The following is a 24,699-nucleotide window of genomic DNA, read 5'->3' on the forward strand; positions in this document are numbered from 1 at the left end:
ATATCCATGGGAGGTTGATTCACTTGATTCACTTGTACACAAAGAAAAACGTATTTGCGAAAAGTACAGTTATCGGTCTAATCGCTGCCTTAACCCTTACAGCCTGCAGCGCCGACAAAACAGCAACAACGGAGAAAAAAGCAGAACCCACCAGTAACGAGCCTGTGAAAATTTCAATTTTTACTAACCAACAAGGCGCTCAGGCTGTTGACCCTGCCAATCCAATTCTCCAAGAAATAGAAAAGAAAACGAATTCGAAACTTAACATTACCTGGGTTCCCGTGAACACGTACTCCGAGAAGACAAAGGTCATGCTTGCATCCGGTGATTTATCCGATCTTAACTTGGTTATGAATGTCTTTGATTCACAGGTTGTGCAAATGGCGACATCCGGTGCTTTCTGGGATATTACCCCTTATATCAAAGATTATAAAACGCTAAGCGCTATGCCTGCTGTCGTTTGGGACAATGCCAAAATTAAAGGGAAAAATTACGGCGTTCCTCGTCCGCGCTCGTTAGAAGGTGTTTGGGGCGTACACGTCCGTAAGGATTGGTTAGATAAGTTGGGTATGAAAGTACCTGAAACGATGGATGAGATGTATGCTGTGCTCAAAGCTTTCACAGAAAAAGATCCGGACGGCAACGGCAAGGCTGATACGATTGGGCTCACAGGCCAAGTGGATGCGGATGGTATGGGTTTATATGGATGGGTTGAAGATGTCTTTAACAACAATAATGGTTTTTGGAAGCTTGTAAATAATCAAATCACCATCGCTGCTTTAGAACCATCAGAACGTAAAGCATTGGAATGGCTTAAAAAGGCTTATGACGAAAAAGTACTTACACAAGATTTTGCCGTTATCAAGAATTCCCAAGCACGCGAGCAATATATGGGAGGTAAAGCTGGTGTCCTCGGCTCAGCACTTAATCCGCAATGGCTCTATACGGATGCTATGCGTAAAATTGATCCGAAAGCTGACTCTCTACCACTCACTTATTTAATGACACCAGAAGGCAATAAATTTGCCGCTCAAGATGTTGGGAACTTCGGTATGTACGTTATTCCTAAAACGGTGTCAGAAGCCAAAATGAAACAGATCTTAGGGTTTATGGACAAATTATTATCCGATGAAGTCGCGGATATCGCTGCTTATGGCATTCTAGACAAGCACTATACGATCAAAGATGGTTTTAAAACAGCTACAGAACAAGCCAAAATTGACAACATTCCAGACGTTTCCAATAACCTTTTACAAATCGCTCAGAAGTACGATAAATACACACGCGCTTACTACAATGGCATACCCAAAGAGTTCTATGATCGCAGCAAAAAGATTATTGATGACCGTAGTGCCTTTAGTAAACCTAATGCAGCTTATGGTCTCATCTCACAAACCAACTTAACGAGTGGCCCGGAATTGAACAAGAAAATTTTGGATATGAAAATCAAAGTAATTATGGGCAAAGAATCCTTAACGGCTTGGGATGAGTTCGTAGCGAAAACGAAAGCAGATCCAACGTATCAAAAAATTGTGCAAGAAATGACAGAAGCATACAAAAATAAATAATACGGCTAAAGCAAATAGAGATCGAAGACAAGTATTCATCTACCTGTCTCGATCTCTATTTTTCTCTATCGTTACCTCACCTAAGATCAATTGTAATAAGACTGATTTGTCTGTTGCACCTGTTCCCTGTACTTTCCAGGATTGACGCCAAACCTCTTGACGAATTGATGACTTAGATACGAAGCATCCCCAAGCCCGCATGCAGCAGCAATTTCAACAAGGCTATCGTTAGAATTCTCCAGCATGCCCTTCGCTTTCTTTAATCGAAGCTCACGAAGCATCTGCATGGGGTTCATTTGATATTGCTCTATGAAAATCTTATCTAAATAGTTGGTATTTAAATGTACGAGGTTTGCGAATGTTTTTCTCGTAATTTTCTCATGATAGGACCCATTAATAAATGAAATGACCTTTTCTAACCTTTCGTCGTTTCTACCTGCCTGGAAGATGCGACTGACCCGGCCATTATGATCCCAGCTCTCTAGTAATAAATGGACTAATTGCATGCCAAAACCTGATAACTCAAGTTCACGAAAGGGAGAGTCTTTTTTTTGCCAAGCAGCTAAAAGCTTGTAAAAAATGGCGGAGTAAGCCACTGGATCCATCAATGACATCACTTCAGGCAGGGGATATAAACGGAACAAATCAACTTGGTAGCTGTTTCTCACATCAATTAGCAACCAAAGGTGTAGACCTGGCGTTGTTGCTTTCTCAGCGAATGGTAATCCAGGAGCGTGCAGCATGACTTGTCCGGATTTCGCAGTTTGCGCCTTACTGCCATCCTCCACGTCCACCTGACCTTCCAATATAAAACTGACAACCCAAGACGGATAAATCAGGTTTTGTATATCGATGCTCTTATACGAGGATTTCTCAACCTGAAACAAGCGAATTTGCCAGTATTCGTCCATTATTCCCTTTGAATCCTTCACCAAGATCACTCCTAACCATCATTCAAGCTTTATGATTTCATCCGGTTTTCTCATACAGCATAGCACTTGCTTACCCACGATTACTAGCCCCTCTTCTTGTTATAAGGTCGTTCATATGGCTGCCATTGGGAATGCCCAGGTAAAAGATTCTGCGACTTTAGAGGGCTCGAAGTGATCCATTCCTCCTGGAGAGTTAGAACCTTTAACCATATTTGCTCCGTTTCTGCAATACCAATACGTTTCAACGATGATGGACTTTGGTTCATTTCCCCAACAATCGTCCCCATACGTTCGAGCGCTGCGTCTACTATTTGACTTCCGTAATCTCCCGAAGCTTCCATAGCATCTGAACCGATGGCTAATGTCCCATCCGAACCTGGCTTGTTGGCAAGCGAACTTAACGTTAAATCAACAAGTTCAGGACGAATGTACATTAATTGGGATATCTCATATTTGCCTGCATGATCCCCTTTATATCGGTCAGCCACTAGGTCACCATCTGTAAATACCTGTACCTCAAATCCAAACGCTTCTTGAAATAACGATGCGGTCAAGCGCAAATCATGCTCATTCCCGCCGGCATGGCCTGTTAGTACGAATGCACTTGTGAACCCTGCATTGGCAAACGATCTCAATTGGTATATAAAAAAATATAGAAGAACATGAGGAGGCATGGAGGTCATTCGTGGATTCTCCTCACCTATAACCTCATCCAGCCATCCAGCGTGGAAGCCAGTTTCATGAAGGGTATACCCTAGAGAAGGAGCAACGACACCGCCATAACGCAGTGCCGCTTTGTCGCATAAATATTCTGCTTTAATTAGATCAAGACCATACACAGCTATTTGCCCATGAGGTTCACATAACCCAATAGGAAGATACACCACAGGGCACTCTTTCATTCTGGCTTGTAGCTCCACTGGATAGCATTCCGTCCAGCGGACACGTTGATCTGTTGTCATTACAACATCTCTCCTGTTCTACCAATACTTCGTATCGTAAAAATTACGTATCCAACGATGCTTGGTTCGCAGCGCATGAAATACCTCGTCAGAGAGAGGACTAGTCTGAAGTACCTGTAAATTATCATCAGCATGTGCTGGAATATGCATGGATACCAAGGCAGAAGTAACCGCAGGCGAGTGCAGCACAAACTTGATTGCAAGCTGCGCAAGTGTTCGCGTTTCCTCGTCCAAATAAGGTAGAAGGCGATTCACTTTCTCGATATATTGGGAGCGCGGTACATTTTCAAAGAAAGTTTTTCGGAAGTCGTTCTCTGCAAATGTTGTTGATTCTGTTAAGAAACCCGTCAATCCGCCTTCATCTAGCACACATCTTGCGATAAACGCAACGCCGTGTTGTTCACAAAGCGGTAATAAGCAATCAAGTGCCAGCGGATCGAAAATATTAAGAATCGTCTGAACTGAATCAATCGCCCCGCTCTGAACTAACGTGAGTGCTGTATCATGGCGGTGATCGTTTATCGATATACCGATCGCACGAATTTTACCTGCTTCTTTAGCACGAAGCAGCTCTTCCATCCAGTAGTCAGTCTTCTCCCAGCCTGGCCAATATTGGTGCATTTGCATTAAATCTATCGACTCCACACCCAGTAGTTGTAGAGACTCATCAATATCAGATGTGACGCACCCTTTTGGGAAACAAGCCTCCACTGGTGCAGGCATCCCCCAAGTTGAGCCAGCTCCACGGGGGCGTATCTTTGAAGCGATGAAAGGGCGGTCTCCCTTCCATTGCTTCAGTGCCTTTCCAACAATATCTTCTGATGCCCCATATCCGCGTGCTGTATCAATGAGGTTAACACCTTTATCTAAACTGTGAAGCACCGAGCTAATTAATTCATTCTCATTATAAGAACCGAAAGCACCACCAAGTCCCATTGCGCCAAATCCAAGTCTAGAGATTGAATCCCCAGTAGAAGGGAAAATACTATTTTTCATAGGGATTACACCTCCTCTTTGGATTGGAAGCCCTTATAGACTGCTTTTCCATCCTTTGAGATAATCGGGCCATTCTTATAAATAGCGCCACTTCTTGGGTCTTTCGAGCCTTCTACCGCATATTGCATTACGTAAGCTTTGCGTGTACCTTGACTTCGGTTAGGTGTGCTTCGGTGGAACAACAACGAGTGGAACGCGACCATACTTCCTTTTTTCAAAGGTACTGGTGTCCCCTGTACATCCCCGTAGTAACACAACCATCCGATGTCCGTTTTCACATGTTCCACAAATCCTTTATGATGCGATCCTTCTTGAATCCAAATGCAACCGTTCTCCAGGGTAGCGTCCTCAAGTGCTAGCCAACAAGTCAAATAGTGCATAGGCTCAATCGGTGCATACCCATTATCCTGATGCCATGGAAAGTCCCTCTTCGCTTCTGGTCGTTTGTAAACGGATTGATCCCAATACAGACGAATGTCAGGCCCAAGGATCGAAGTAGTCAACTCTACAAACCGATCATCGGCTGTAAACCGCTGCAGTTCAGGACTCATGAAGTTTAAGCCAGAGGTAAAATTAATCTGATTGGGTATATTGTTAAAACCTTGTCCTGCCCCGCTGAGACGACGCTCCGATTCCTGATCAAAACCATCTATAATATTGCGTACACGATCCATTTCTTCATTTGAGAATAGATTATTAAAAATGATAAATCCTTGTTCTTGGTATTGCTGCTGCTGATCTTTTGTTAACATCTCTGATTCGCTCCCTCATTTGCTAGTATTCTTACATAGCAATCATCTAACAAAAGGCTCTCATTCACAATTTGAACGCTACGCTATTACGTTGTGTTTTTTACTCTTTTTTGGTTTTTGTGACTTATCTTCTCAGCCTGTAATCTGCACTGAAGCAGATAGGTCATTGGCGAAAGTCCAGTCTCCTCCTTGAACAAATGTCGGAAACGATTGTAACTATAGCCTACTACTTAGCCATCTCTCCAAAATGAATTTTATTCTGGTAATGTTCGTCTAAGAATCTTCGTGCCTACGCCAGTCTTACGTCAACCATCGCTTATTTAATTAACGAAGCATGGACCCATCACCATCTTATTCATAGCCCTAAAATATTCCGATGACTTTGAATGGATTTTTGAAGTCAGGCGGCACTTCATTCGTTATGTTTCTTGAGATTTATTTGCAAAATCAAATAAAAACATAAACAAAAGGGACGCCATTGCGCCCCTTTTGTTTAGTGTTTCTTTCATGAGCAAGATTACCATACCGTCATTCGCCGGCAACCTGCACAAAGCAACATTCCCAGCCATCAATGGATTTTGTCCATACCAGCACGCATCCACCTTTACCCGTTAGCAAGGCTAACCGGCTCACTGCTTGCATCTAGAGAGTAGTTGATAACAACGGTGTTGATATCTTCGTGTCTAGCAATATAACCGAGATCGGTTATCCAGTGAAATCGTTCAAAAACAATACGAATCCAAGCATTGATCTATCTTTTGTAACTCGGACTGGACGCTACATTACATTTAAAATGAATACGGCCAAGACAGCTTGGTGGACGATTAACGAAATCAACCTCTATTCCCAATAAGCTACAAAGGACTTGAAGCGTGACATGCCTCAAGTCCTTTTATATTGTTCTACTAGCCATTTATTCTAGAAGTTCTTGCGTATGCACCAAACGACGATAATCTTCGGGAGACATCTGTACATACAACTTGAAATTTCTGTAAAAGGTAGCCATACTCTGGAACCCGGAGTCATAGCAAATATCTGTTACGCTCATGCTTGTCACCGCTAATAATCGCTTCGCATGTTGAATACGAAGGGTTATTATATGACTTTTAAATTTTCTGCCTGTTGATTCCAAAATCAATCTGGATAAATGTGACTGACTAATATGAAATAATAGTGTCAATTGTGAAAGGTCTATGTCTCTTTGATAATGCTGCTCCATGTATTGTAAGACCGGGCGGATATATTCATAATTATGCATGCCATCCAACCAGGTCGAACTGCTGATCTCATTCTTGGACATTCGCAGAAGTTCTACACAAATCGACAAAAGTAAGCTCTTAACAGCCGTTCTATACCCCGGAATCCTATATTCCATCTCTTCATACATCTGCTTAATCTTCATACGCAGCTGCTCCATAACCACAGCTTTTCCATCCAGGCGATTGCGCAAATGAAAAGGGTAATATCGGAAAGGAACCATAAGTTCCGGTTCTTCTTTTGCTAACAATTCGGAATCAAAATAAAGAAATATAAACTCACAAGGATCATTGATTTCTGACTTGGCGATATGTCTCTCCAATATATTTACAATAAAAATATCGCCTGGGGTTACGGGATATACGGCGTCGCCAAAATAAAACTGCCCGCTACCTGAAAGACACAACCCCATTTCAAAGCTATGGTGCTGATGCTGCGTTTCGAATTCAGCGCTTGGCGTCCATTTAAAAATATCAATCGGCAGTTCTTTATCTTCGTATGTAATGTGCAGAATCATTCGGGTACCCTTCCCTAATTGATAATCCATTCTCTGTACTCATTGTAACAAAGAAAAGCCCAGGAAGGGAATGACTCCCCTACCTGGTTGTGGATAATACATTGACAGGCTATCCCATTACTTTCTATTGCTTTAGTTTTATGAACACTTCATAGCTTCTCCGAGCACACTCAGAAATTGCAATGGGATGAAATCCGATGACTGCAGAATAAAGTGTATCGTTAAGTGGTTTAATCCAATGCTCGGGTATCTGTTTGGCCCCTAGAGAAGCACCCATGATAGAACCTACTGTAGCACCATTACAATCCGTATCCCACCCGCCTAAAACCGATGTTGCAATCGCCTTAGTGAAATCTCCTTGGGCAAACACGAGAGAGGCTGCGACCAAAGCTGCGTTATTATTGGTATGCACGGGATCATAATGGCTGAAAGCATCCCAAACGCGTTTGACCAGTGTAAGTTGATCATTTGTACCTTGGGCAATTTCTACAGCTTTATGAATATCTTGCGCTAAACGGCAATTTCGTGGAATCTCACTCAAACCGATTTCCACAATTTTATGTGGATCAGACTCGACAAACGCAGCAGCTATCATCGCAGCAACAAACATTTCACCATAAATTCCGTTTCGAACATGAGAGAACGAGGCATCTCGCCATGCGAAATCTGCTGCAAGTTCCGGCTGACCTGCTGCTCCGTAAGCGAAGCCATCCGCTCGTATTTGTGCACCAATAAACTCGCGGTATGGATTCAGATAAGTACGCACCCAATGCTTCTTTTGACTCCAATCCACTGGTCGTTTTACTTCTCCATAATGATGGGTCACTTGGGCGAAATTTAAATAGGATTGTGTTTCCGCCGTACACACTTGGTTATAGGACAATAGTTCATGCCATAACTTGCCAATGTCCCAGGAATCCCAGTTATGTCCGTTTCTCTCCAGCATGATTAATCCAAGCACAGTGTAACGTATATCATCATCCGTTTGCATGTAGGAAATGTGCTCTCTAGTGCTCTCCTTTCCATAATGAGCCAATTCAATTCCATACTCTTCCTGAGCGGAGGATTTACCAGGTGTATAGCCATTAATCGGCCAAGCATCTGCTCCCTTGAACCAGAGATGAACATTTTCCCAGCCTGCTCTACCATGCGAACCGCCCATAAAGTTTGACCACTCCAGCGGCTTACCGAGCGCACAACCAATTGCTCTTCCGAGCCATGCTCCATTGAATTTATCCAGCCATTGTTCAGAGCTCATCTCTCTTTCTATTTTACGGGGACCAATTGGACGAAGCATGCGAATCTGTTCCAATTCATTCGGTTCATCCTCATTTGGACTATGCGCAATCAAAGAACATAAATCCTCATAAATCTTCATTAATTCAATCTGATTCTCACCTGTCGCTTCAATACGCGCGAGAAAACCATCTACATTACATGCTTCATATTTACGTTGTCTAACTTCATCTTTTAGTAAATCTTGTAAACCTACCCATCCAGCCATCTAGCTTCCTCCCATGCATTAGCTACTTCTTGTTTAAGTCTACAAGAAACTACGCCAATTTCCTTCCCATAATATGCAGCCCATTCTCATTTATTGTGAATGTAGAAGGTTGGATTCCAATCGTAAAGTTCATGCATTACACTTAAATAAACAAACAGAGAAGGAAGGAACGACTCACGATGAAAAACATTTATGTTGTTGGCAGTATTAATATGGACATCGTCAACAAAGTACATCATTTCCCTCATCCAGGAGAAACCGTTGAAGGACTACATACCGCCTACTACCCTGGTGGAAAAGGTGCTAATCAAGCAGTAGCAGCAGCAATGTCAGGTTCCAACGTCCAGATGGTCGGGGGGGAGATTGGAAATGATGCATTTGGGACACCTCTATTAAACTCCTTACGAGACAAAGGCGTACAGGTGGGTCATGTAAAGTCGAAAGAAAGCGGATCTGGTTTAGCTTTTATTACGGTGAACGAGGAAGGTGAAAATTGTATTATGCTTTCGCAGGGAGCAAATGGGCAACTATCTGGAACTGATCTTCCCAATGAAATGTGGGACGATGCTGCATTAATTTTGCTGCAGAACGAAATTTCATGGGATATAAACCTTCAAATTATACATAAAGCGAAAGAACGCGGAATTCCAGTCTGGATGAACCCCGCGCCTGCGTTCCTATTACCCAATGACATCTATGCATCCATTCATACCTTAATCTTAAACGAAACCGAAGCTGGATTGCTGACAGATCGATTAATTGTAGATGAAAATGATGCTTTGCTGGCGATTACGCAATTAATAAATAAAGGGATTGCACGCGTCGTCTTAACATTGGGAAGTAAAGGTTTAATAATAGCAGATGAGACAAAGCAACTTACGTATTTCAATGCGTATTTGGTAAATTCAGTCGATACGACTGCTGCTGGAGATACGTTTATCGGTACCTTTGCCTCATCTTGGTTGTCTGGTCAAACACTTTGTGGAAGTATGCAGTTCGCCTCCACTGCTGCCGCAATTGCCGTTACTAAACCTGGAGCACAAGACAGCATTCCTAGCAAATCTGACATTGAAGCATTTATTCGCTCGGAACCAAGACCTAATCAACGAATTCTCAGTTACTTGAATTGAAACCTCATTGCCCCCAAACCATTCGTTAGCAGTTTGAGAGCACTCACTGTTATCGTGCCCTACTATGTCATATATTTGCTCCAAGAGGCCACCGTTTAACCATAACCCCATAAGGTTCTATTTCTATTTTACCTTCTAGCAAGCCAAAATTCAGATAATCTCGGACACATTCCTTAAAGTTTAAAATTTGGGTAGTAGACGTATAATTAAGAAATATCGTAATCTCCATCTGGATGGTTTCTGGTCACAACTTCTACTTCAGCGGAATATGAGCCCAAGTTTCTGTTGGATCCTTAATTTGAATGCAATTTAAGAGCTGGTCCGTGTTTTCCTTCGTGAAGAAAGTACCAAAATGAGAAGAGAAGGGGGCGGCGATATGCCGCTTAAACTGGTACCCATGTACTAACAGATAGTTTTCTCATCATTATTGAATGAATGTTTAAAGCCCTACGATTTTTATCGTAAGGCTGATATTATTCAGGTTAATGTACCAACCGCCCATCCCGAAACCTTACAACCCGCTTCGCCTGCTCCGCAATCTGCCAATCATGCGTAATTACAATAATCGTCCTGCCTTGCTCGTTTAACCGCCTGAAAATATCCATAATCTCTGCACCCGTCTTCGAATCCAACGCGCCCGTTGGCTCATCTGCCAAGATAATCGGTGGATCGCCAGCCAACGTCCGCGCAATCGCCACACGTTGCTGCTGCCCACCGGAAAGCTCGGAGGGAAAGTGCTTCCGACGATCCAGCAGATCAACCGCTTCCAGTACCAGCGGCTCCCGCTGTTTTCTCGACAACCCCCGATAAATCAATGGTAACTCCACATTCTCATAAGCACTTAATCTCGGCAACAAGTTAAAGCTCTGAAATACAAACCCGATCTTCCGATTCCGAATCTCGGCTAATTGTGAGTCTTTTAACGAATGAATCTGTTTCCCATCTAGGACATACTGGCCTTCGTCTGAAACGTCCAAACAGCCGATGATATTCATCAGCGTGGACTTTCCGGACCCCGAAGGTCCCATAATGGCGACAAATTCACCTTGCGCGATGTTTAACGAAATGTCATCTAGGGCGCGGATTGTCTCCCCGCCCATGTGATAGAATTTACTAACATGCTCAATCTGGATCAAGGCTGTCATTGTCTTCGCCTCCATTATCTGAAACCAAATAAATGAAGAATGCGATTCAATTCCAATGAATTCTATTCTTTTACCGCTTCGCCTTATAAAACTCATGATATAACTTCATCAGCGCACGCTTCTCAATCCGAGATACATACGAACGCGAAATACCCAGCTCCTTCGCGATCTCTCGTTGAGTCCGCTCTTCACCACCGAGCTCGAGACCAAATCGGCCGACTACGACTTCCTTCTCCCGATCATCCAAAATCTCCAGATTGCGATAAATCTTACTTTTCTCAATCTTCAACTGCACCGCATCCACTACATCGTCCGCCTCGCTGCCGAGTATGTCAATGAGTGTAATTTCATTCCCCTCTTTATCCGTTCCGATGGGATCATGCAAGGATACATCTTTCCGCGTTTTCTTCAAGGAGCGCAGATGCATAAGGATCTCATTTTCTATACAGCGAGCTGCAAAAGTCGCCAACTTCGTGCCCTTGTTCGGGGAGAAGGATTCGATGGCTTTGATCAGACCGATCGTTCCAATGGAGATCAAATCTTCCAAATCTTCCCCTGTATTGTCGAATTTTTTGAGGTTGTGAACACGAAGCAACGTAAAATAGGCGAAAATCTCAATACCTTTGGCCGTGACCATAAGTATGGATTTTCGCTTTTTTTAATCAAGATTTGTCATCATTTTTGATAACTCATGGTTTGCACCCGTTGTGAAGATATCAGCGAAGCAGTAAATTATTATTTTCGATTAGCTGCAAACAGTGCTATTTTGGCGAACATGTCTTCCAGCGTAAAGCGTGCATCGACCTCATTGTACCACCGAACCCATCTTTCCTTTTGATGATGAATATAGTGCATGTCCCGAGTAATTCGCGGCGCAGGCTTCATTTCATAGGCATACTCATGATGATCCAAAAGGAGACTTACCGCTGGGGAATCTCCCAGTGACCACATTTCTCCTTTCGGGAACCGTGGATTTCCAGCTGCTGAATGGTTGAAATCCACCATTTGCTGGAACAAATAATTACCGATATCTCCGTAAGGGCGAACCTTCAGAGCTAGTTCTGCCAAGCCAACACGAATCGTTGAGTACACATTACGAGGCACTACCCAAAGCGGAATAAGTGAAGCCATGACCACGTTAGCCGCATCGATGTCATTACTTAAGTTGAACTCCCTTTCCCCTTCTGGCCATTGCCCGCCTCCAATCCACAACGCTGTCATTCGATCGGCAATTCGTGGTTCAATCAAATAAGCACTGGCCAAATCCGTAATTGCCCCCAGAAATATAACATAGAGTGGCGATTGCTCCTCTTTCATCGCTTCCTGAATGATGAACTCAGCCCCTTTAGATAATATTGGCGTTCCTTCATCGGGCATTGCCTGCTGTGCGCCTCGATAAAGAGGAATATCCTCACTCATGTTCAGCAAGGAAAGAATCTTCTCGCACTCCTCGTAACTTTCCTCCATCGATGCTTGGGTTCGTTCCGTACCAAAATGTGCTGCGATAATCCCTTTAATTAAAAAACGAGGCGTCAAACAGGCATGCACGATTGCGAATTGGTCGTCCGCTTCATTTTTGGCATCGGTATTAATAATTACACGAATTTTCTTACTTTCCGGCACCTCATAAGGTAAAAAGTTAGTCACTGTGCCATCTCCTTTCCCGTATCTACGATAGGCTTACTACTTATAGATCTAATTAAACTGCTACAAATACCGCCATCACGTTCCCAAGGATGTATCGTTGGTTGGGTTCGAAAACATCTCTGAAGCAAGAATCGGCACGCCTGAACTGACGACCGTACATGTCGCCAAAGAGCAAATGGCTCATTTGGCTGTGGACATATTGATCAAGTCAATCGAATCGAATGATCTGATCAAACCCAAATAACCGTAATACGTTATTCGTGGATCGCTTCTCTACGGGAACACCTCAACATCCGGGAGATCTTATCAGGAAATTGGAACCACATTAATTCGGCATTGAGCACCCTATATCTCATAAAAAAAAGCCCAAAGATCATTTTCTCCTTTGGGCCTTTACTCCTTTATAACCAGCAACCTTCTCAAAAAAATTCACACCGCCAACCTGCCCACCCTTGAGTACGAGCTCCAGACCGTCAAACTGCGGGTCATTAGAATAAGCACGACAGAGCGGTCCCCCTGGATCCAGTACAGACATACATTCTAATGCATAGATCCCAAGCTCCCTCGTCACATACCCCGAAGTGTCTCCACCTGCAATTAAAATTCGTGAAATCCCAAGCTGCCGGACTAGGTCTTTCGTAAGAGAGCCAAGAGCCATGCCCAACAGACGGCTGCTGTCTGTTGATCTCATTTCTTGAGCTGCTAACACCTTACGAGTGTATGCTATGCTTTCATCGTTTGGCCCCGTTGCCGAGTAGATAATGACACTTTTCCCGCTTGCCAGCCATTGCTGTGCTTCTTGTTTCAGAGCAGCTCTAGCAACCTCTTGAGTTTCAGCTAGTATCAGTTCATCTACAGGAGCCCGAATGCCTACAAATCCTGCCCTCAGTGCATGTTGAATCTGCCCTTCAGTGACCGGCGAACAGCTGCCTGAAATGACTAATAGTGGCGATGGCGATGCCCCTGAGACTGCCATCATCTCTACTTCGGCTAATCCGCCCGCAATTGTACCCACTTCCTTGCGCCAAACCTCACTAAGTGCATACTCAATACCAGACGATCCAATGACAAATAACCCGTCATGCGATTGTGCTTCCTCCCAAATCATTCTCCCTGCCGTTTCTAACCGCTCTTTATCCAAGACGTCAAAAAGAAGCAGATCGGGATTTTCCTGACGAAGAACCGACTCCAACCGCTCACGTACCTCAATTTCCGAGCCGCTGAGCGCCAAAATATCAAGCAATGAGATTTTCAGCGTGGACTGCCTCTCTAAATGCTGACGAAGATCAGCTTCCGCCATCGGCGTAACCGGGTGTTTGGACATCGTCGGATGACGATCCAGCCGATGCACGGTGCGTCCCGTTCCGCCAGCTGCAAAATGGTTGCCGAAAACTGTATATCGGCCTAGATAGGGTACTCCCACGAGCAGTGGAATATATCTGCCTCCGAACACCTCTCGCCCGATTTCCGCCGCTTTGCCTATAGAACCCATACTAGCTGAGGAGTCGAAGGTTGAGCATATTTTGTAATGCACAACTGCAGCTCCAGCCGCTTTTAACATTGTAAAAATCGGGCGCAGCTCCCTCTCCATCTCTTCAGGGGTTAAAGAGCGTCCCACTCCAGCCACGCCAAAACAGTCAACGTCTTGAAACCGCGCCTGCAACAATTCAGGCTCAGGAGAGTCCAGAAACAGGACGGTTTGGAGCCCCGCCTGAAATAATGATTCCAGCACATCCGTAGAGCCTGTAAAGTCATCACCATAGTAACAGAGAGGTCGCCTTTTGACTTGACGCTCGTCAAGTTCGCGGCCACCTTGTGCAGGGATATCGTCCATCTGTTTTCAACCCTTCCCGTATTTCTCAATTGCCTTAAGCAATGAAGGATGCTGAGCCGCATAAATGTCCAAAGGTATTCCCTGAACCGCTGCCTCCCAGCCAAGTTTCATGCTCTCAAAGCCTGCAGCTGGGCCATCGGGATGAGCCAACATACCACCTCCGGCCAAATGCATCACGTCAACCGTCCCCGTTGTCGCATAAGTAGCCGGCGCTGTTCCTGCCCACTGGGCCGAGGAAACGACAGGCATCGTGCTGTAACCTCCGAGCAGCGGCTCCGAACAGGCTGCAATGGAGCGAACCACAGATTCGTTACTTTCGTAAAATTTACTATTTAACCCATTAACATGTAGTTGATCCGCCCCAGCCAACCGGCAAAGCTTCTGATAGGCTGTAAATTCAATACCAAGCAGTGGCGAACGCGTCAACATCCCCCATTGATTGCGATGGCCATGGATGGGAACCTCACTGTATTGGTTCAAATGAGAAAGACCCGATAACCCGATACTGAGAATGCTGACCATCACACAGGTACCGCCTGCTTTAACAACCAAGTCATGATTTTGACGCAGTTCATCGTAATCGCCTGTGATGTTAAAGGCATACATCAGCTTCTTGCCGGTCGCATCCGCAGCCCGTTCTACAGCCGCCATGACGGCCTCCACTTTATCCGCCATAGGCGCATAGGGGGGATTCGCATTTAGTTCATCGTCTTTGATGAAATCCATCCCTGCTCTCGCTAACTTCTCCACCAAGGCCGATAATTCCCCCATCGATAAACCTACACTGGGCTTCACAATCGTCCCAAGTATTGGCCTATCATATACCCCCGTCAGCTTTCGTGTTCCTTCTATGCCAAACTTCGGACCAGGATAGCGCAATGCAAATGCATCCGGCAGCTGCAAATCCAGCAATCGGAGTCCAGACAATTCCTGCAGCTCATACAAATTGCCAGCAACAGCAGACATTAAATTTGGAATGGAAGGTCCAAAATTATGCAAGGGAAACGACACCGTCACTCGCCCGCGTCGATACTTGCCGTCATGATTCGGCGGTTTCTTTGCCCCTGGAAGTGATGGCACATCCGTCTCTTCTAGAGGTTCAATGCTCTCTACGATAGCACCATGTCGTTTTTTAAGCGCATCTGTCTCTCCGGGAACAGCCGTGAACGTTCCTGTTGACTGCTCTCCTGCGATAGAAGCGGCAGCCTGTTCCAACGAATATGCCGTCTCGACCAAATAAACAGCTGTAACACGATCTTGCTTCATCCTGTCCGCTCCTCCTTCTACGTTCTTTGCTCGTGTTAGGAACCTTTCTTCACGTCACTGGCTGCCTCAAGAATGGCCTTCACCTGTTCAACGCCCGATCGCGGCGAAGAAAGCACAGGCTTCCCTGTTGCCTCCGCCAGCGTTTCCTCCATACGTGCCATTGAGCCTTGCGCCAAAACTAACACATCGGCAGTTTCCGCGACCCGCTTCGCCGTTTCCAGCAATATACGGTCATGCTCTTCCGGCTTGCCGCTGATCAAAGCGTCAAAAGCGCCTTCAGCGAGCCCGCTCACAAGCTGCACCTGTCTTCCTGCTTCATCTGCCTTACGGCTAACTAATCGCAATGTCGGTTCCAATGTGGATGGCAATGTCGCCAATACCCCAATCCGAGTATAGCTAGCTACTGCTTTGCCAGCCATCCACTCATCGATACGTACAATCGGCACACCGATTCGCGCACGAGCTTCATCCGCCACATCACCAACGGAAGAGCAGGTATTGAGAATGACATCCGCGCCTAGCTCTTCTGCATGCCGGTAATATTGGACTAAATGACGACTTACAACCTCCGGAATGTGCCCTGCACGTACGACATCGCCGATGAGGCTATCATCGATAATATTCACGAGCCGTACCTGAGGAAGCAGCTCTTGAAACACCTTTTTCAAAGGATCTGCCAGACCCTGACCTGTATAAATCGCAACGACGGTTTGCATTGACATCGAAATCCTCCTTAGAGCCTCCCGGATGAGAAGCTAAGTATCTTAAGAATTACCATACAAATTCCTTATTTAGTCGACGATACTCCCCTTCACGCATAGGAGACTGATCAAAAACTTGACGCCCGCTGTACAAAGGCTTCTTCGTGCCTTTTGGCGTAATGTTTACAACATCATCACCGCGCCATTCCGTCTCGAAGGTTTGCCCCACCGCATTCTCCAGCGTTCTACGGAAACTCAATGGGAAGGTAATCGTAATTTTCTCACCTGCTACTGCGGAGCCAAGCAAGAGAAAATGCTTATTGACCCAACTGCTCGCTTCACTTCCTTTGCCTTCGATCACTTCACCACTACGTTCGCGTACATACTTGATTTTCGTAAAGCCAGCCCACTCTGGAATTCGAATCTGCAGACGAGAAATATCCGTATGAATATCGAGCACTACCTTGCCTTCGTGCGGCAGATAAGAGCTGACATCCAGCCATTTAGAACCGCGGTTTAAAAGGAAATTAACGCTGATCGTGCCGTTCTTCTCGGTGATCGTGTGACTCCAGCCCATGAAGAGACCTCGTGTTCCCGAGCCCAAGCAGCAAATTTGCAAATCGTTGGTATGGCCGCGCCCCTCGTTCACATCACAAACGAAATCGTTTGGTGCCGAGTATCCGGCAAAAGAGCCCCGGGTGCGCTCCGCTACTTTATAGAAGCTTTTGTTCGCAGGAATATCATTCGACTTGTCGTCGGATTCTTCCACCCAATCCAGATCAAGCAGCTGCGATTCCGCCAGATGATTGCGTAAAAAACGTTCCACAGTTCCCCAATATTCCACATATCCGCTGCTCGCCAAAGTAATCCCCGTTGCAATTAAATCGACCAAAGAGCACGTTTCATGCTCATAGGCTTGTTCGTGCAAATCACCTGGCGTCCAGCCAAAGTTCGTACATTTGGTCAGTGCCCAGTCGTAGCTTTTTTTAACCCAAGCAAGCATTGCCGCATCGCCTGTGAAAACACCGAATCTTGCGATAGCATCAAGTGTGCCTATTCGCGTATGAAAATGCCCACTCCGATAAGCAAGTGCATCATTAAAGCTGCCGTCTTGATTGAATACGCCGCTGCGTTCCATAATAAGTGCCGTGAAGAATTGGCAAAGTTCAAAGGCATCCGGATTGCCCGTCAGCTCATGATATTTCAATAGAGGCATAACCAATCGACCGCAGAAAGCTGCGGGATCGGGTGCTAAACGCAACTGTATCGCATTGCTCGACGGCCAGCCCGATTCTTTGTATTCGGATGCCGGATAATACCATACATCGCGCTCTTTGATGGCGATTCGCTTAAGTGCCGCAACGTGACGGTCTGCCGCTTCTTTTACCTTCTGATCCCCGGATTCCATATACCATGTTGTAAGAGATAAAATAACCGCCCGCTGATCAATCAGGTTCGCATTCGGCTCCCAGTTACTTGTTGGATTGATCTGTCTGTAGCTCATCCCATCTTCTTTGAAGAACGAGAGCAGGTTTGCCCGGTAGCGCTCCTCAACCTCTTTACCAAACTCTTCTCCGGACATATGGCGGGCAAGAATTAATCCGTCAATCATTCGTCCATGAGATGAGCCATAGTCCCAATCGCCGTGTGTCATGAAGGCAGGTTTATGCATCAGATCTGCAGCGAAAAATGGGATATAGTTATGGTCACGATCCGCCATGCCAATCATGGCATTGATGGCATGAGCCGCACGTTCTTCGAGCATTAGCGTATCGGGAATTAAACGTTTTGACATCACATGTTCTCTCCTTAGTGGTCCGCCTGTCCGATGACTTTGCGGTATTCACCGATGGTCATGCCAACTTTTCGTTTGAAAATCTGGCTAAAATATCGGTAATCCTCATAGCCAACCTTTTGCGCGACTTCATAGTTTTTATATTTCGATTTATTCATCAGCTCTTTGGCTTTATGCATGCGGATATCGGTTAAATAGTCGACAAAGTTCTTCCCTGTCAACTTTTTGAAAGTCCGACTTAAATAGTCAGGATTCAAATAATAGCTGCTGGCAATTTGATGCAAGGAGAATGATTGTTCATAATTACTTTCCATCCATTTTTTCAACTCGCCTACAACCTTTTCCCCTTGTTTTTCACCGGAATGGCTGTAAAAGCTAAGCACGATGGGAAGAAGCTCTTCTTTGAATAGCTTCTTCACAGCGCTCAAATCATTGCGTTGGTGAATCAATTCGGAATACATCAGCGTATTTTTACCACAGATCTCCTCAATTCGTACATCCTTCTCTTGTAGTTGCTTCTCTATCGCATGAAGGAGTATATCCGCGCACCACTGCAAATGCCCCACTGTCGTAGAATCACTCACGAATGACGCAAACAATCGCTCAAATTCTTGTTCCACATCCTGTATATTTCCGGATTGGAGCACCCATAAGAACGAATCCTCTTTATCCTGAGGATAATTCCCAGATAAGTGCATCCCATTCTTCTCTGCAAAAAGCAATGCACCAACGGCTTCCAAAGGTTTACTCGATAAAGCTTTTCTCGCTTCGTTGTAAGCCTCCTCCAGCATAGCAACCTCCGGCTTCCCCATGCTCAAGCCAAAGCTGAAGCTAACGCTAACGCTCTCTACTTGTTTCAAGGCATTTTGCACTGTAGCATGCAGTTTGCTTAAATCTTTGGGATCCAGCACGGCTCCCGTAATGGCAATTATCATCTCACGGCTGCCATCCTGAATAGTCATAAGCTCATATTCCCAGCGCCCCCCGAAAAGGAATGGCTTCTTTCGGTTTAATTGCTCATGAATAGCCGGTAGCAGACATGCTAGATCAACATATTCTTGGAAGGTGTCTGACTGGCCAACAAACAAAGCATATTCACCAGTCTGCCAGGTTGACGGAACGAACGGTTCCTCCCTATCTCCCTTACGCAGTAAAAGCTGTCTCAACCAACCCTCCCCTTGGATACGGGACACCTTAAGCTTCTCTGCTTCGCGTCGATCCAGCTCTAGGAGGGCACTTTCCACCACCGCTGCAAGCTCTTCCTTTTTAACCGGCTTCAGCAGGTAATCAAAGGCTTTATGTCGTATAGCTTCCTTCGTATATTCGAAATCCGAATACCCACTAATGACGATCGTTAACAGGTCCGGCACCTCTTGGCTCAACATGGCAAGCAGCTGTTTGCCGTCGAGACCCGGCATACGCATATCGAGGAAGAGTAGATCTGGCTTTTTGCCCAGGGCCATTTCATATCCTTCTGCCCCATCACTTGCTTCGCCTACAAGCTCTAAGCCCCATTCGTTCCAGGAAATAGACTGAATCAATCCTCTGCGTATCCACTTCTCATCGTCAACAATCATGACTCTTCTCATTTCCTGTACCTCCTCAAAGCTTAGATTTGGATTTCATTATCCTTTCATGGAACCCGCCGTCAGACCGTCAATAATATATCTTTGCAGAAGTAAGTAAATGATTAGAATGGGTGAGACCACAATCACCATGAAGGCAAACACAACGCCCCAATTCGTGCTGTACATCGTGACGAAATTAAAGATTTGCAGGACAATCGTCCATTTCGTGCTGTCTGTCATCAGATAGAACGGACCGAAGAAATCGTTCCAAACCGAAACCATCACGACAATGGAGACAGTCACGAGCACAGTTAGCAGCAACGGTAAAATGATTTGCCAGTATAACCGGAAATACCCGCAACCCTCCAGCAAAGCCGCTTCATCTAATTCTCTCGGGATCGATTTCATAAAGCCCACGAGCAGAAATACTGCAAATGGCAGCAGCACCGCCGTGTAATACATAATCAAACTGAAATACGTACCTCTAATATGAAGATCTCCAAGCAGCTTAATCGTAGGAATTATAGACACCGGAACAATAAGACCCATAATGAACGTGTAATAAGCCCCTTGTAGAAACCGGTTATCTCTTCGTTGAATGATAAACGCAGCCATGGAAGCAAATACATTCACACAGATGACAACTAAACCTGAAATCAGAATACTATTTTTGAATCCCCGGAGAATGTTAGCCTGTTGAAAAATTTCCTTATAATTCGTAAACTGCCATTCGGAAGGAAGGGATAAGCCGAATAGTGCTGATTCTCGAATTCCTTTGAAGGAATTGATCAATATCATTAGAAAGGGAATCAGAATCAAGCAAGCCAAGCATACCGCAACGATTTCCAGCATCCAGAGTGTCCATTTTTTTCTCATTACATCTCGACCTCTCGCTTCTTCATCGCCATCAGCACAGGAACGCCAATAATGGTGACAAGGATAAATAACACCACATTAACCGCCGTCGCGTAGCCGAATAACCCCGTACTAAACATACCGCGAATATATGTGTAAAAAACTTCTGTGGTGTAACCCGGTCCTCCCTCTGTCAGCACCATCACCATTTCAAACACCTTCATGGAACCAATCATCGAAAGGAGTACATTCACGGTTAAGGCTGGAGCTAACAGCGGGAATATAATAGAACGGAAACGCTGCCAATATTGCGCACCATCCATGGACGAGCTCTCGATCAGATCCTTTGGAATGAATTGCAAACCAGCCAAATATACAACCATCGAGAAGCCTGCAACTCGCCATAGGTCGGTGACAATAATAGAGAACAAGGCATACTTAGGATCATTCAACCAATCATGCACCATAAAATGAAGCCCTGCTTTGTCTAACATAGTGTTGATAATGCCATGCTCAGGATGATAGATCGCACGAAAAATATAACCTATTACAATCGGCGCAATCACGTAGGGCATAAAGAAGATCATGCGCAGCAGATTTCGCAGTTTAAGAGCTTCATTCAAGATTAAGGCTAAGCCTAATCCCAATAAATTTTGCATCAAGGTCACGACTGCCGCAAAAATGAGCGTATTGACCAAAGCCGTTTTCAAACGAGGTTCTTTGAAAAGCTCGATATAGTTCTCCAAGCCATTAAAGCGAATCTGGTCCGCATTAATATTCCAATCCGTAAAGCTGTAGTAAAACCCAATCAAAGTTGGGGTAATGAAGAATAATAGAAAAACGGCGAGGGCCGGGAATGAAAAATACAGTGGATATTTCACCTTTCCCATCTCGTCTCCCCTCCTTCGGCTATGAAATGTTCCGGCCGGAAGCTGTGTTCCGACCGGATAGACTTGGGTTAGAATAACTTACTTAAATCCATCTAGCAACTTGGCTTTTCCGTCTTTTTCATAGTTCGCAGAGAATTCTTTCAGCGCTTTGTCGACATCTCCGTCAATGAAGAACGTTTGCAGTGTTTTTTGGAAATCAGCGAAAGTTGGCGTCAGGCGATTCTGTACATTGATTTTTGCTTTATTGGCATCGATCAAGTCTTTCACGGTTTGCTGTACGGGGTACAAGCTGCTCTTAGCGCCTTGGAAAATAGGGATTCCAGGGCTCGTTTGGTAGTATAGATCTACCATCTCTGGTGAAATCATGAATTTCACCAATTCAGCTGCCACATCCGCATTCTTCGCTTTGTTTGGAATCATTAACTGATTCGGTGGTGTAATCATGGCTGTTCCTGCATCAGCAGCGGAAGGGAAAGGGAAGAAACCGATTTTATTGGTCACGAAATCTTTTCCGAATTTCTTTTCCAGCTGCGGAATAATGCCGTCCAGCATAAACGCCATGCCGACTTTACCTTCGCCCATTAGATTCTGCAGCTCATCGAATGTACCCGCGAGCGGATTAGATTGCAGTAGCCCTAGATCCTTCAACTCTTTTTGTTTTGTGAATAAGTCTTTTAATGCCGGAATATCAGCCAGCTTAAGCGCATTCTTCTCTAAATTTTGAACACCTGCATCTCCGATTGCAGGGTCTACATACGAGACCCAACCTGTGAAGTAGAATACTTGCGGTGGCCAACCATCTTTAACCCCTTCATAAAAAGGTGTAACCCCTGCTGCCTTGATTTTCTTTGCACTCTCGATCATATCCGCATAGTTTTTCGGAGGCTGAACGCCCGCTTTAGCAAAAACATCCTTGTTATAATATATGCCCATCATGCCTGTGGCCCCGAAAGGGACACCATAAATTTTCTTATTCGCATCAGCCTGAAAGTCTTTCATCGTCGGAATAACGCGATCCCATACTGCCTTATCTCCCGACCATTCGCGAAGCGTCTCGGAGGCTCTCAGCTTGACGTATTGCTTTGGTCCAGGCTGCATGAGGAATAAATCCGGGAAGTCGCCTGTGGAAAAGCGGGTTTTCATCATGTTATCAAAATCTCCGCCAGGTAGCGCTTGCAATTCAACCTTATTGCCTGTCTTTGCCTCAAACTCTTTGAAAATTTTATTAAAAGGCGTGGCGTCAACCGTATTGGCGATCGCAAACGTAAGTGTTACTGGGTCTTTTTTGGTTGGAGCTGGTGAAGCTGCAGCCGTGGATGCAGCAGGCGTCGCTGCAGCAGGTGTTGGGCTGCTGGAGTTAGTCCCCCCGCTTCCGCAAGCTGTTAGTGTCATAATTGCCGCAATGGATGTTGATAGTGTTACCGTTTTCATATTTCTCATTTTCTGTCCCCCTCCTTTAATATCGCTTACAGGATTAATTATATTGCAAACGCTTACTTACGGCCCATACAAGATAACGACTTTTTATGTTCAATATTCCTACATTATGTAATTAACTCAGCTGGGAGGCTAACTTCAATGTTACTGCTGTCCCTACCCCTTTTCTGCTTTCAATACTGAATTGAAACTGCTCACCGTATCGAATCGTATACCTCGCGTAAACGTTTTGGACGCCAATGCCACCGCTTGCAGCAGACAACTTATACTCCTCCTGATAGAGCGGTTGTCTAAGCGACGCAAGGATTTGATCCAGCCTCTTCTCCGAGATACCGACGCCATCATCGTTAACTTGGATATATACCCAATCCTCTTCCTTCCATGCACGGAGGTGAATCGTACCTTTGCCTCTTTTGCGTTCGATCCCGTGGAAAACCGCATTTTCAACTAACGGCTGAAGCGTCATTTTTAACATCGGATAATTGTACAAATCTTCTTCAATTTCTAAGCGATACTCGATTTTGCCATCAAATCGAATGCTCTGGATGATGAGATAAGCATCAATTTGCACGAGTTCTTCCTGCAATGTGACGATTTCATCTGTATTTTTGGTATTATAGCGAAACATATCAGCTAAGGACTGCGCCATTTGGCCAATTTCCTCCACAGCATAATAGTCGGCCATCGCTTTAATACTATCCAGCGTGTTGTATAAGAAATGGGGGTTAATCTGAGAGTAGAGCATCGCCAATTCCATCTGCTGCAGCTTAATTTGATACACATACTTTGTTTCTATCTGCTCCTGCAGCTCATCCTGCATGGCATTGAAATTCATGGCAATTCGCCCGATTTCATCTTTGCGCTTCATATCTATCCTGACTGAGAAATCGCCACGTTTTATATGGTTAACGGTTTTGTAGAGATTAAGAATGGGATTGGTAATACTCCTTCCGAACAGCAGTGATAAGATTCCAGACACGAAAAAGGCGATCAAAGCCGTCCAGATTGCTGTTGTTTTGATTTGATTAAGAGAAGCAAAAATTTCTTTTTTCGGCATAATCAAGACGGTTTTCCAGTTGGAGTATTGGGAACGCGTGTACGAAACAAGCATGGTCTTATCTCCGCTACCCGTCCAGAACTTTCCACTAGCCCCTTTGATCTGGGCTAATGTTTGTTCATCGATGTTGGTTGCAAGTCCATCCGAAGAGAATATTGGATTATTAATCTCATTCAAAATGAGAAAGCGGCTGTTTGCCGTCAAATCCGCACGCTGTCCCATTCCTTTAAATAGACCGAAATTGTAATCAGCACGTACGACGATAAACCCGATAGGATTGGAAAAATCGCGAATGAGCATCGAGGTGGAGAAAGCGGTTTTCCCCTCATCCTGACCACTTACTGGTGGAGAGCTAAAGAAGTTAACTAACCCATCCTTGGCCATCGTTTGTCGAAACCATTCGGCGTTCAGCACCTGGCTTGCGTTACCGTAAGAGGTGTTGTCCGACGAATTAAGCAGCTCTCCATTGCTATAATAAATCTGAAATCGGATGAAATCCGGAATCGGCGTTATGTTAAAGCTTTTTGAAAATAAATCACCAAGTTTCTGGCCAAACAGAAATTTATTCTGGTTGTCCATAGTCGGGTATGCATTAATGTTGTCAATATATTCCTGGTTATAATAAGGAGCGAGTAATAAATTTCGTTTATTATGAAAATCGTTATCCATGTTAAACTCGATCTGCCTGACAATTTGAGCGCTAGCGGTTTCCACTCGTTCTGCCATGGAGTTGTAGGAAATATAAAATGAAGCGGTACCAATCAACGAGATGCAGATGAGAATGATAATAAAATAACTCAATAATAGCATCGTACGAAATCTCGGAAATAGGGCCTCTAGCTTTTTCTTTATGTTATCTATCCAACGCATCCTGATGACCCGCCTC

22 protein-coding genes and 1 pseudogene are annotated in these 24,699 nt (G+C 44.8%); 4 read left to right on the forward strand and 19 right to left on the reverse strand.

The window, feature by feature from the left end:
- Window positions 1-23 precede the first annotated feature (23 nt).
- Window positions 24-1,568 (forward strand): extracellular solute-binding protein, encoded by a 1,545-nt coding sequence (locus ACSQ8O_RS19605; RefSeq protein ID WP_436235096.1) that lies wholly within the window; start codon window positions 24-26, stop codon window positions 1,566-1,568.
- Window positions 1,569-1,654: 86 nt separating this feature from the next.
- Here the strand turns inward: ACSQ8O_RS19605 and ACSQ8O_RS19610 are convergent, their stop codons facing one another.
- The 4 genes from ACSQ8O_RS19610 to ACSQ8O_RS19625 form a co-directional block, all read right to left on the reverse strand.
- Complete coding sequence (locus ACSQ8O_RS19610; RefSeq protein WP_436235095.1) at window positions 1,655-2,500, reverse strand: helix-turn-helix domain-containing protein; 846 nt, start codon at window positions 2,498-2,500, stop codon at window positions 1,655-1,657.
- A gap of 83 nt (window positions 2,501-2,583) precedes the next feature.
- Window positions 2,584-3,462: a creatininase family protein gene (locus tag ACSQ8O_RS19615; protein WP_436235094.1), complete on the reverse strand. Its 879-nt coding sequence runs from the start codon at window positions 3,460-3,462 to the stop codon at window positions 2,584-2,586.
- An 18-nt stretch (window positions 3,463-3,480) separates the two neighbouring features.
- Complete coding sequence (locus ACSQ8O_RS19620) at window positions 3,481-4,458, reverse strand: aldo/keto reductase (protein ID WP_436243019.1); 978 nt, start codon at window positions 4,456-4,458, stop codon at window positions 3,481-3,483.
- A 5-nt stretch (window positions 4,459-4,463) separates the two neighbouring features.
- The gene (locus tag ACSQ8O_RS19625) at window positions 4,464-5,210 is read right to left on the reverse strand and encodes a phytanoyl-CoA dioxygenase family protein (protein ID WP_436235092.1); all 747 of its coding nucleotides are present in this window, start codon (window positions 5,208-5,210) and stop codon (window positions 4,464-4,466) included.
- A 679-nt stretch (window positions 5,211-5,889) separates the two neighbouring features.
- On the opposite strand from ACSQ8O_RS19625, the gene ACSQ8O_RS19630 reads away from it, so the two are divergent.
- On the forward strand, window positions 5,890-6,063 hold the full coding sequence (locus tag ACSQ8O_RS19630) for a hypothetical protein (protein ID WP_436235091.1): 174 nt from the start codon (window positions 5,890-5,892) through the stop codon (window positions 6,061-6,063).
- 60 nt (window positions 6,064-6,123) lie between these two features.
- Here the strand turns inward: ACSQ8O_RS19630 and ACSQ8O_RS19635 are convergent, their stop codons facing one another.
- A complete protein-coding gene (locus ACSQ8O_RS19635; RefSeq protein ID WP_436235090.1) occupies window positions 6,124-7,014 on the reverse strand; it encodes a helix-turn-helix domain-containing protein in 891 nt (296 codons plus the stop codon).
- 94 nt (window positions 7,015-7,108) lie between these two features.
- The gene (locus ACSQ8O_RS19640) at window positions 7,109-8,488 is read right to left on the reverse strand and encodes an ADP-ribosylglycohydrolase family protein (protein ID WP_436243020.1); all 1,380 of its coding nucleotides are present in this window, start codon (window positions 8,486-8,488) and stop codon (window positions 7,109-7,111) included.
- 179 nt (window positions 8,489-8,667) lie between these two features.
- Between ACSQ8O_RS19640 and ACSQ8O_RS19645 the strand changes: the two genes are divergently transcribed.
- Window positions 8,668-9,618 carry a ribokinase gene (locus tag ACSQ8O_RS19645; protein ID WP_436243021.1) on the forward strand — a complete coding sequence of 317 codons (951 nt, stop codon included), beginning with the start codon at window positions 8,668-8,670 and terminating at the stop codon, window positions 9,616-9,618.
- A gap of 67 nt (window positions 9,619-9,685) precedes the next feature.
- Here the strand turns inward: ACSQ8O_RS19645 and ACSQ8O_RS19650 are convergent, their stop codons facing one another.
- The 4 genes from ACSQ8O_RS19650 to ACSQ8O_RS19665 all read right to left on the reverse strand — a co-directional run bounded on the left by ACSQ8O_RS19650 (window position 9,686) and on the right by ACSQ8O_RS19665 (window position 12,410).
- Window positions 9,686-9,847, reverse strand: a complete 162-nt coding sequence (locus ACSQ8O_RS19650) for a Beta-galactosidase C-terminal domain (RefSeq protein WP_436235087.1) — start codon at window positions 9,845-9,847, stop codon at window positions 9,686-9,688.
- Between the two features lie 253 nt (window positions 9,848-10,100).
- Window positions 10,101-10,763: an ABC transporter ATP-binding protein gene (locus ACSQ8O_RS19655; protein WP_436243022.1), complete on the reverse strand. Its 663-nt coding sequence runs from the start codon at window positions 10,761-10,763 to the stop codon at window positions 10,101-10,103.
- Window positions 10,764-10,833: 70 nt separating this feature from the next.
- The gene (sigK, locus tag ACSQ8O_RS19660) at window positions 10,834-11,400 is read right to left on the reverse strand and encodes an RNA polymerase sporulation sigma factor SigK (protein WP_436243023.1); all 567 of its coding nucleotides are present in this window, start codon (window positions 11,398-11,400) and stop codon (window positions 10,834-10,836) included.
- 98 nt (window positions 11,401-11,498) lie between these two features.
- Window positions 11,499-12,410, reverse strand: coding sequence for a nucleoside hydrolase (locus ACSQ8O_RS19665; protein WP_436243024.1), 912 nt, complete (start codon window positions 12,408-12,410; stop codon window positions 11,499-11,501).
- Between the two features lie 85 nt (window positions 12,411-12,495).
- Between ACSQ8O_RS19665 and ACSQ8O_RS19670 the strand changes: the two are divergent.
- A pseudogene (locus ACSQ8O_RS19670) lies at window positions 12,496-12,654 on the forward strand (substrate-binding domain-containing protein); the annotation flags it as partial.
- Between the two features lie 129 nt (window positions 12,655-12,783).
- Here ACSQ8O_RS19670 and ACSQ8O_RS19675 read toward each other — a convergent pair.
- The 9 genes from ACSQ8O_RS19675 to ACSQ8O_RS19715 form a co-directional block, all read right to left on the reverse strand.
- Entirely contained in the window at window positions 12,784-14,244 is a 1,461-nt protein-coding gene (locus tag ACSQ8O_RS19675) for a four-carbon acid sugar kinase family protein (RefSeq protein ID WP_436243025.1), read from the reverse strand.
- A gap of 6 nt (window positions 14,245-14,250) precedes the next feature.
- A complete protein-coding gene (locus ACSQ8O_RS19680) occupies window positions 14,251-15,510 on the reverse strand; it encodes a ribulose-bisphosphate carboxylase large subunit family protein (protein WP_436243026.1) in 1,260 nt (419 codons plus the stop codon).
- A gap of 35 nt (window positions 15,511-15,545) precedes the next feature.
- Window positions 15,546-16,232 (reverse strand): aspartate/glutamate racemase family protein, encoded by a 687-nt coding sequence (locus ACSQ8O_RS19685; protein WP_436243027.1) that lies wholly within the window; start codon window positions 16,230-16,232, stop codon window positions 15,546-15,548.
- A 49-nt stretch (window positions 16,233-16,281) separates the two neighbouring features.
- The gene (locus tag ACSQ8O_RS19690) at window positions 16,282-18,006 is read right to left on the reverse strand and encodes a hypothetical protein (protein WP_436243028.1); all 1,725 of its coding nucleotides are present in this window, start codon (window positions 18,004-18,006) and stop codon (window positions 16,282-16,284) included.
- A 14-nt stretch (window positions 18,007-18,020) separates the two neighbouring features.
- On the reverse strand, window positions 18,021-19,595 hold the full coding sequence (locus ACSQ8O_RS19695) for a response regulator transcription factor (protein WP_436243029.1): 1,575 nt from the start codon (window positions 19,593-19,595) through the stop codon (window positions 18,021-18,023).
- A 36-nt stretch (window positions 19,596-19,631) separates the two neighbouring features.
- Window positions 19,632-20,450 (reverse strand): carbohydrate ABC transporter permease, encoded by an 819-nt coding sequence (locus tag ACSQ8O_RS19700; RefSeq protein WP_436243030.1) that lies wholly within the window; start codon window positions 20,448-20,450, stop codon window positions 19,632-19,634.
- Window positions 20,450-21,319, reverse strand: a complete 870-nt coding sequence (locus ACSQ8O_RS19705; RefSeq protein ID WP_436243031.1) for a carbohydrate ABC transporter permease — start codon at window positions 21,317-21,319, stop codon at window positions 20,450-20,452. The genes ACSQ8O_RS19700 and ACSQ8O_RS19705 overlap by 1 nt, the downstream gene beginning before the upstream one ends.
- A gap of 78 nt (window positions 21,320-21,397) precedes the next feature.
- Window positions 21,398-22,759 carry an ABC transporter substrate-binding protein gene (locus tag ACSQ8O_RS19710; RefSeq protein WP_436243032.1) on the reverse strand — a complete coding sequence of 454 codons (1,362 nt, stop codon included), beginning with the start codon at window positions 22,757-22,759 and terminating at the stop codon, window positions 21,398-21,400.
- A gap of 112 nt (window positions 22,760-22,871) precedes the next feature.
- Window positions 22,872-24,683 carry a cache domain-containing sensor histidine kinase gene (locus ACSQ8O_RS19715; protein ID WP_436243033.1) on the reverse strand — a complete coding sequence of 604 codons (1,812 nt, stop codon included), beginning with the start codon at window positions 24,681-24,683 and terminating at the stop codon, window positions 22,872-22,874.
- Window positions 24,684-24,699 lie beyond the last annotated feature (16 nt).

The organism is Paenibacillus sp. LjRoot56 (assembly GCF_964253335.1).
Classification (GTDB): Bacteria; Bacillota; Bacilli; order Paenibacillales; family NBRC-103111; genus Paenibacillus_E; species Paenibacillus_E allorhizoplanae.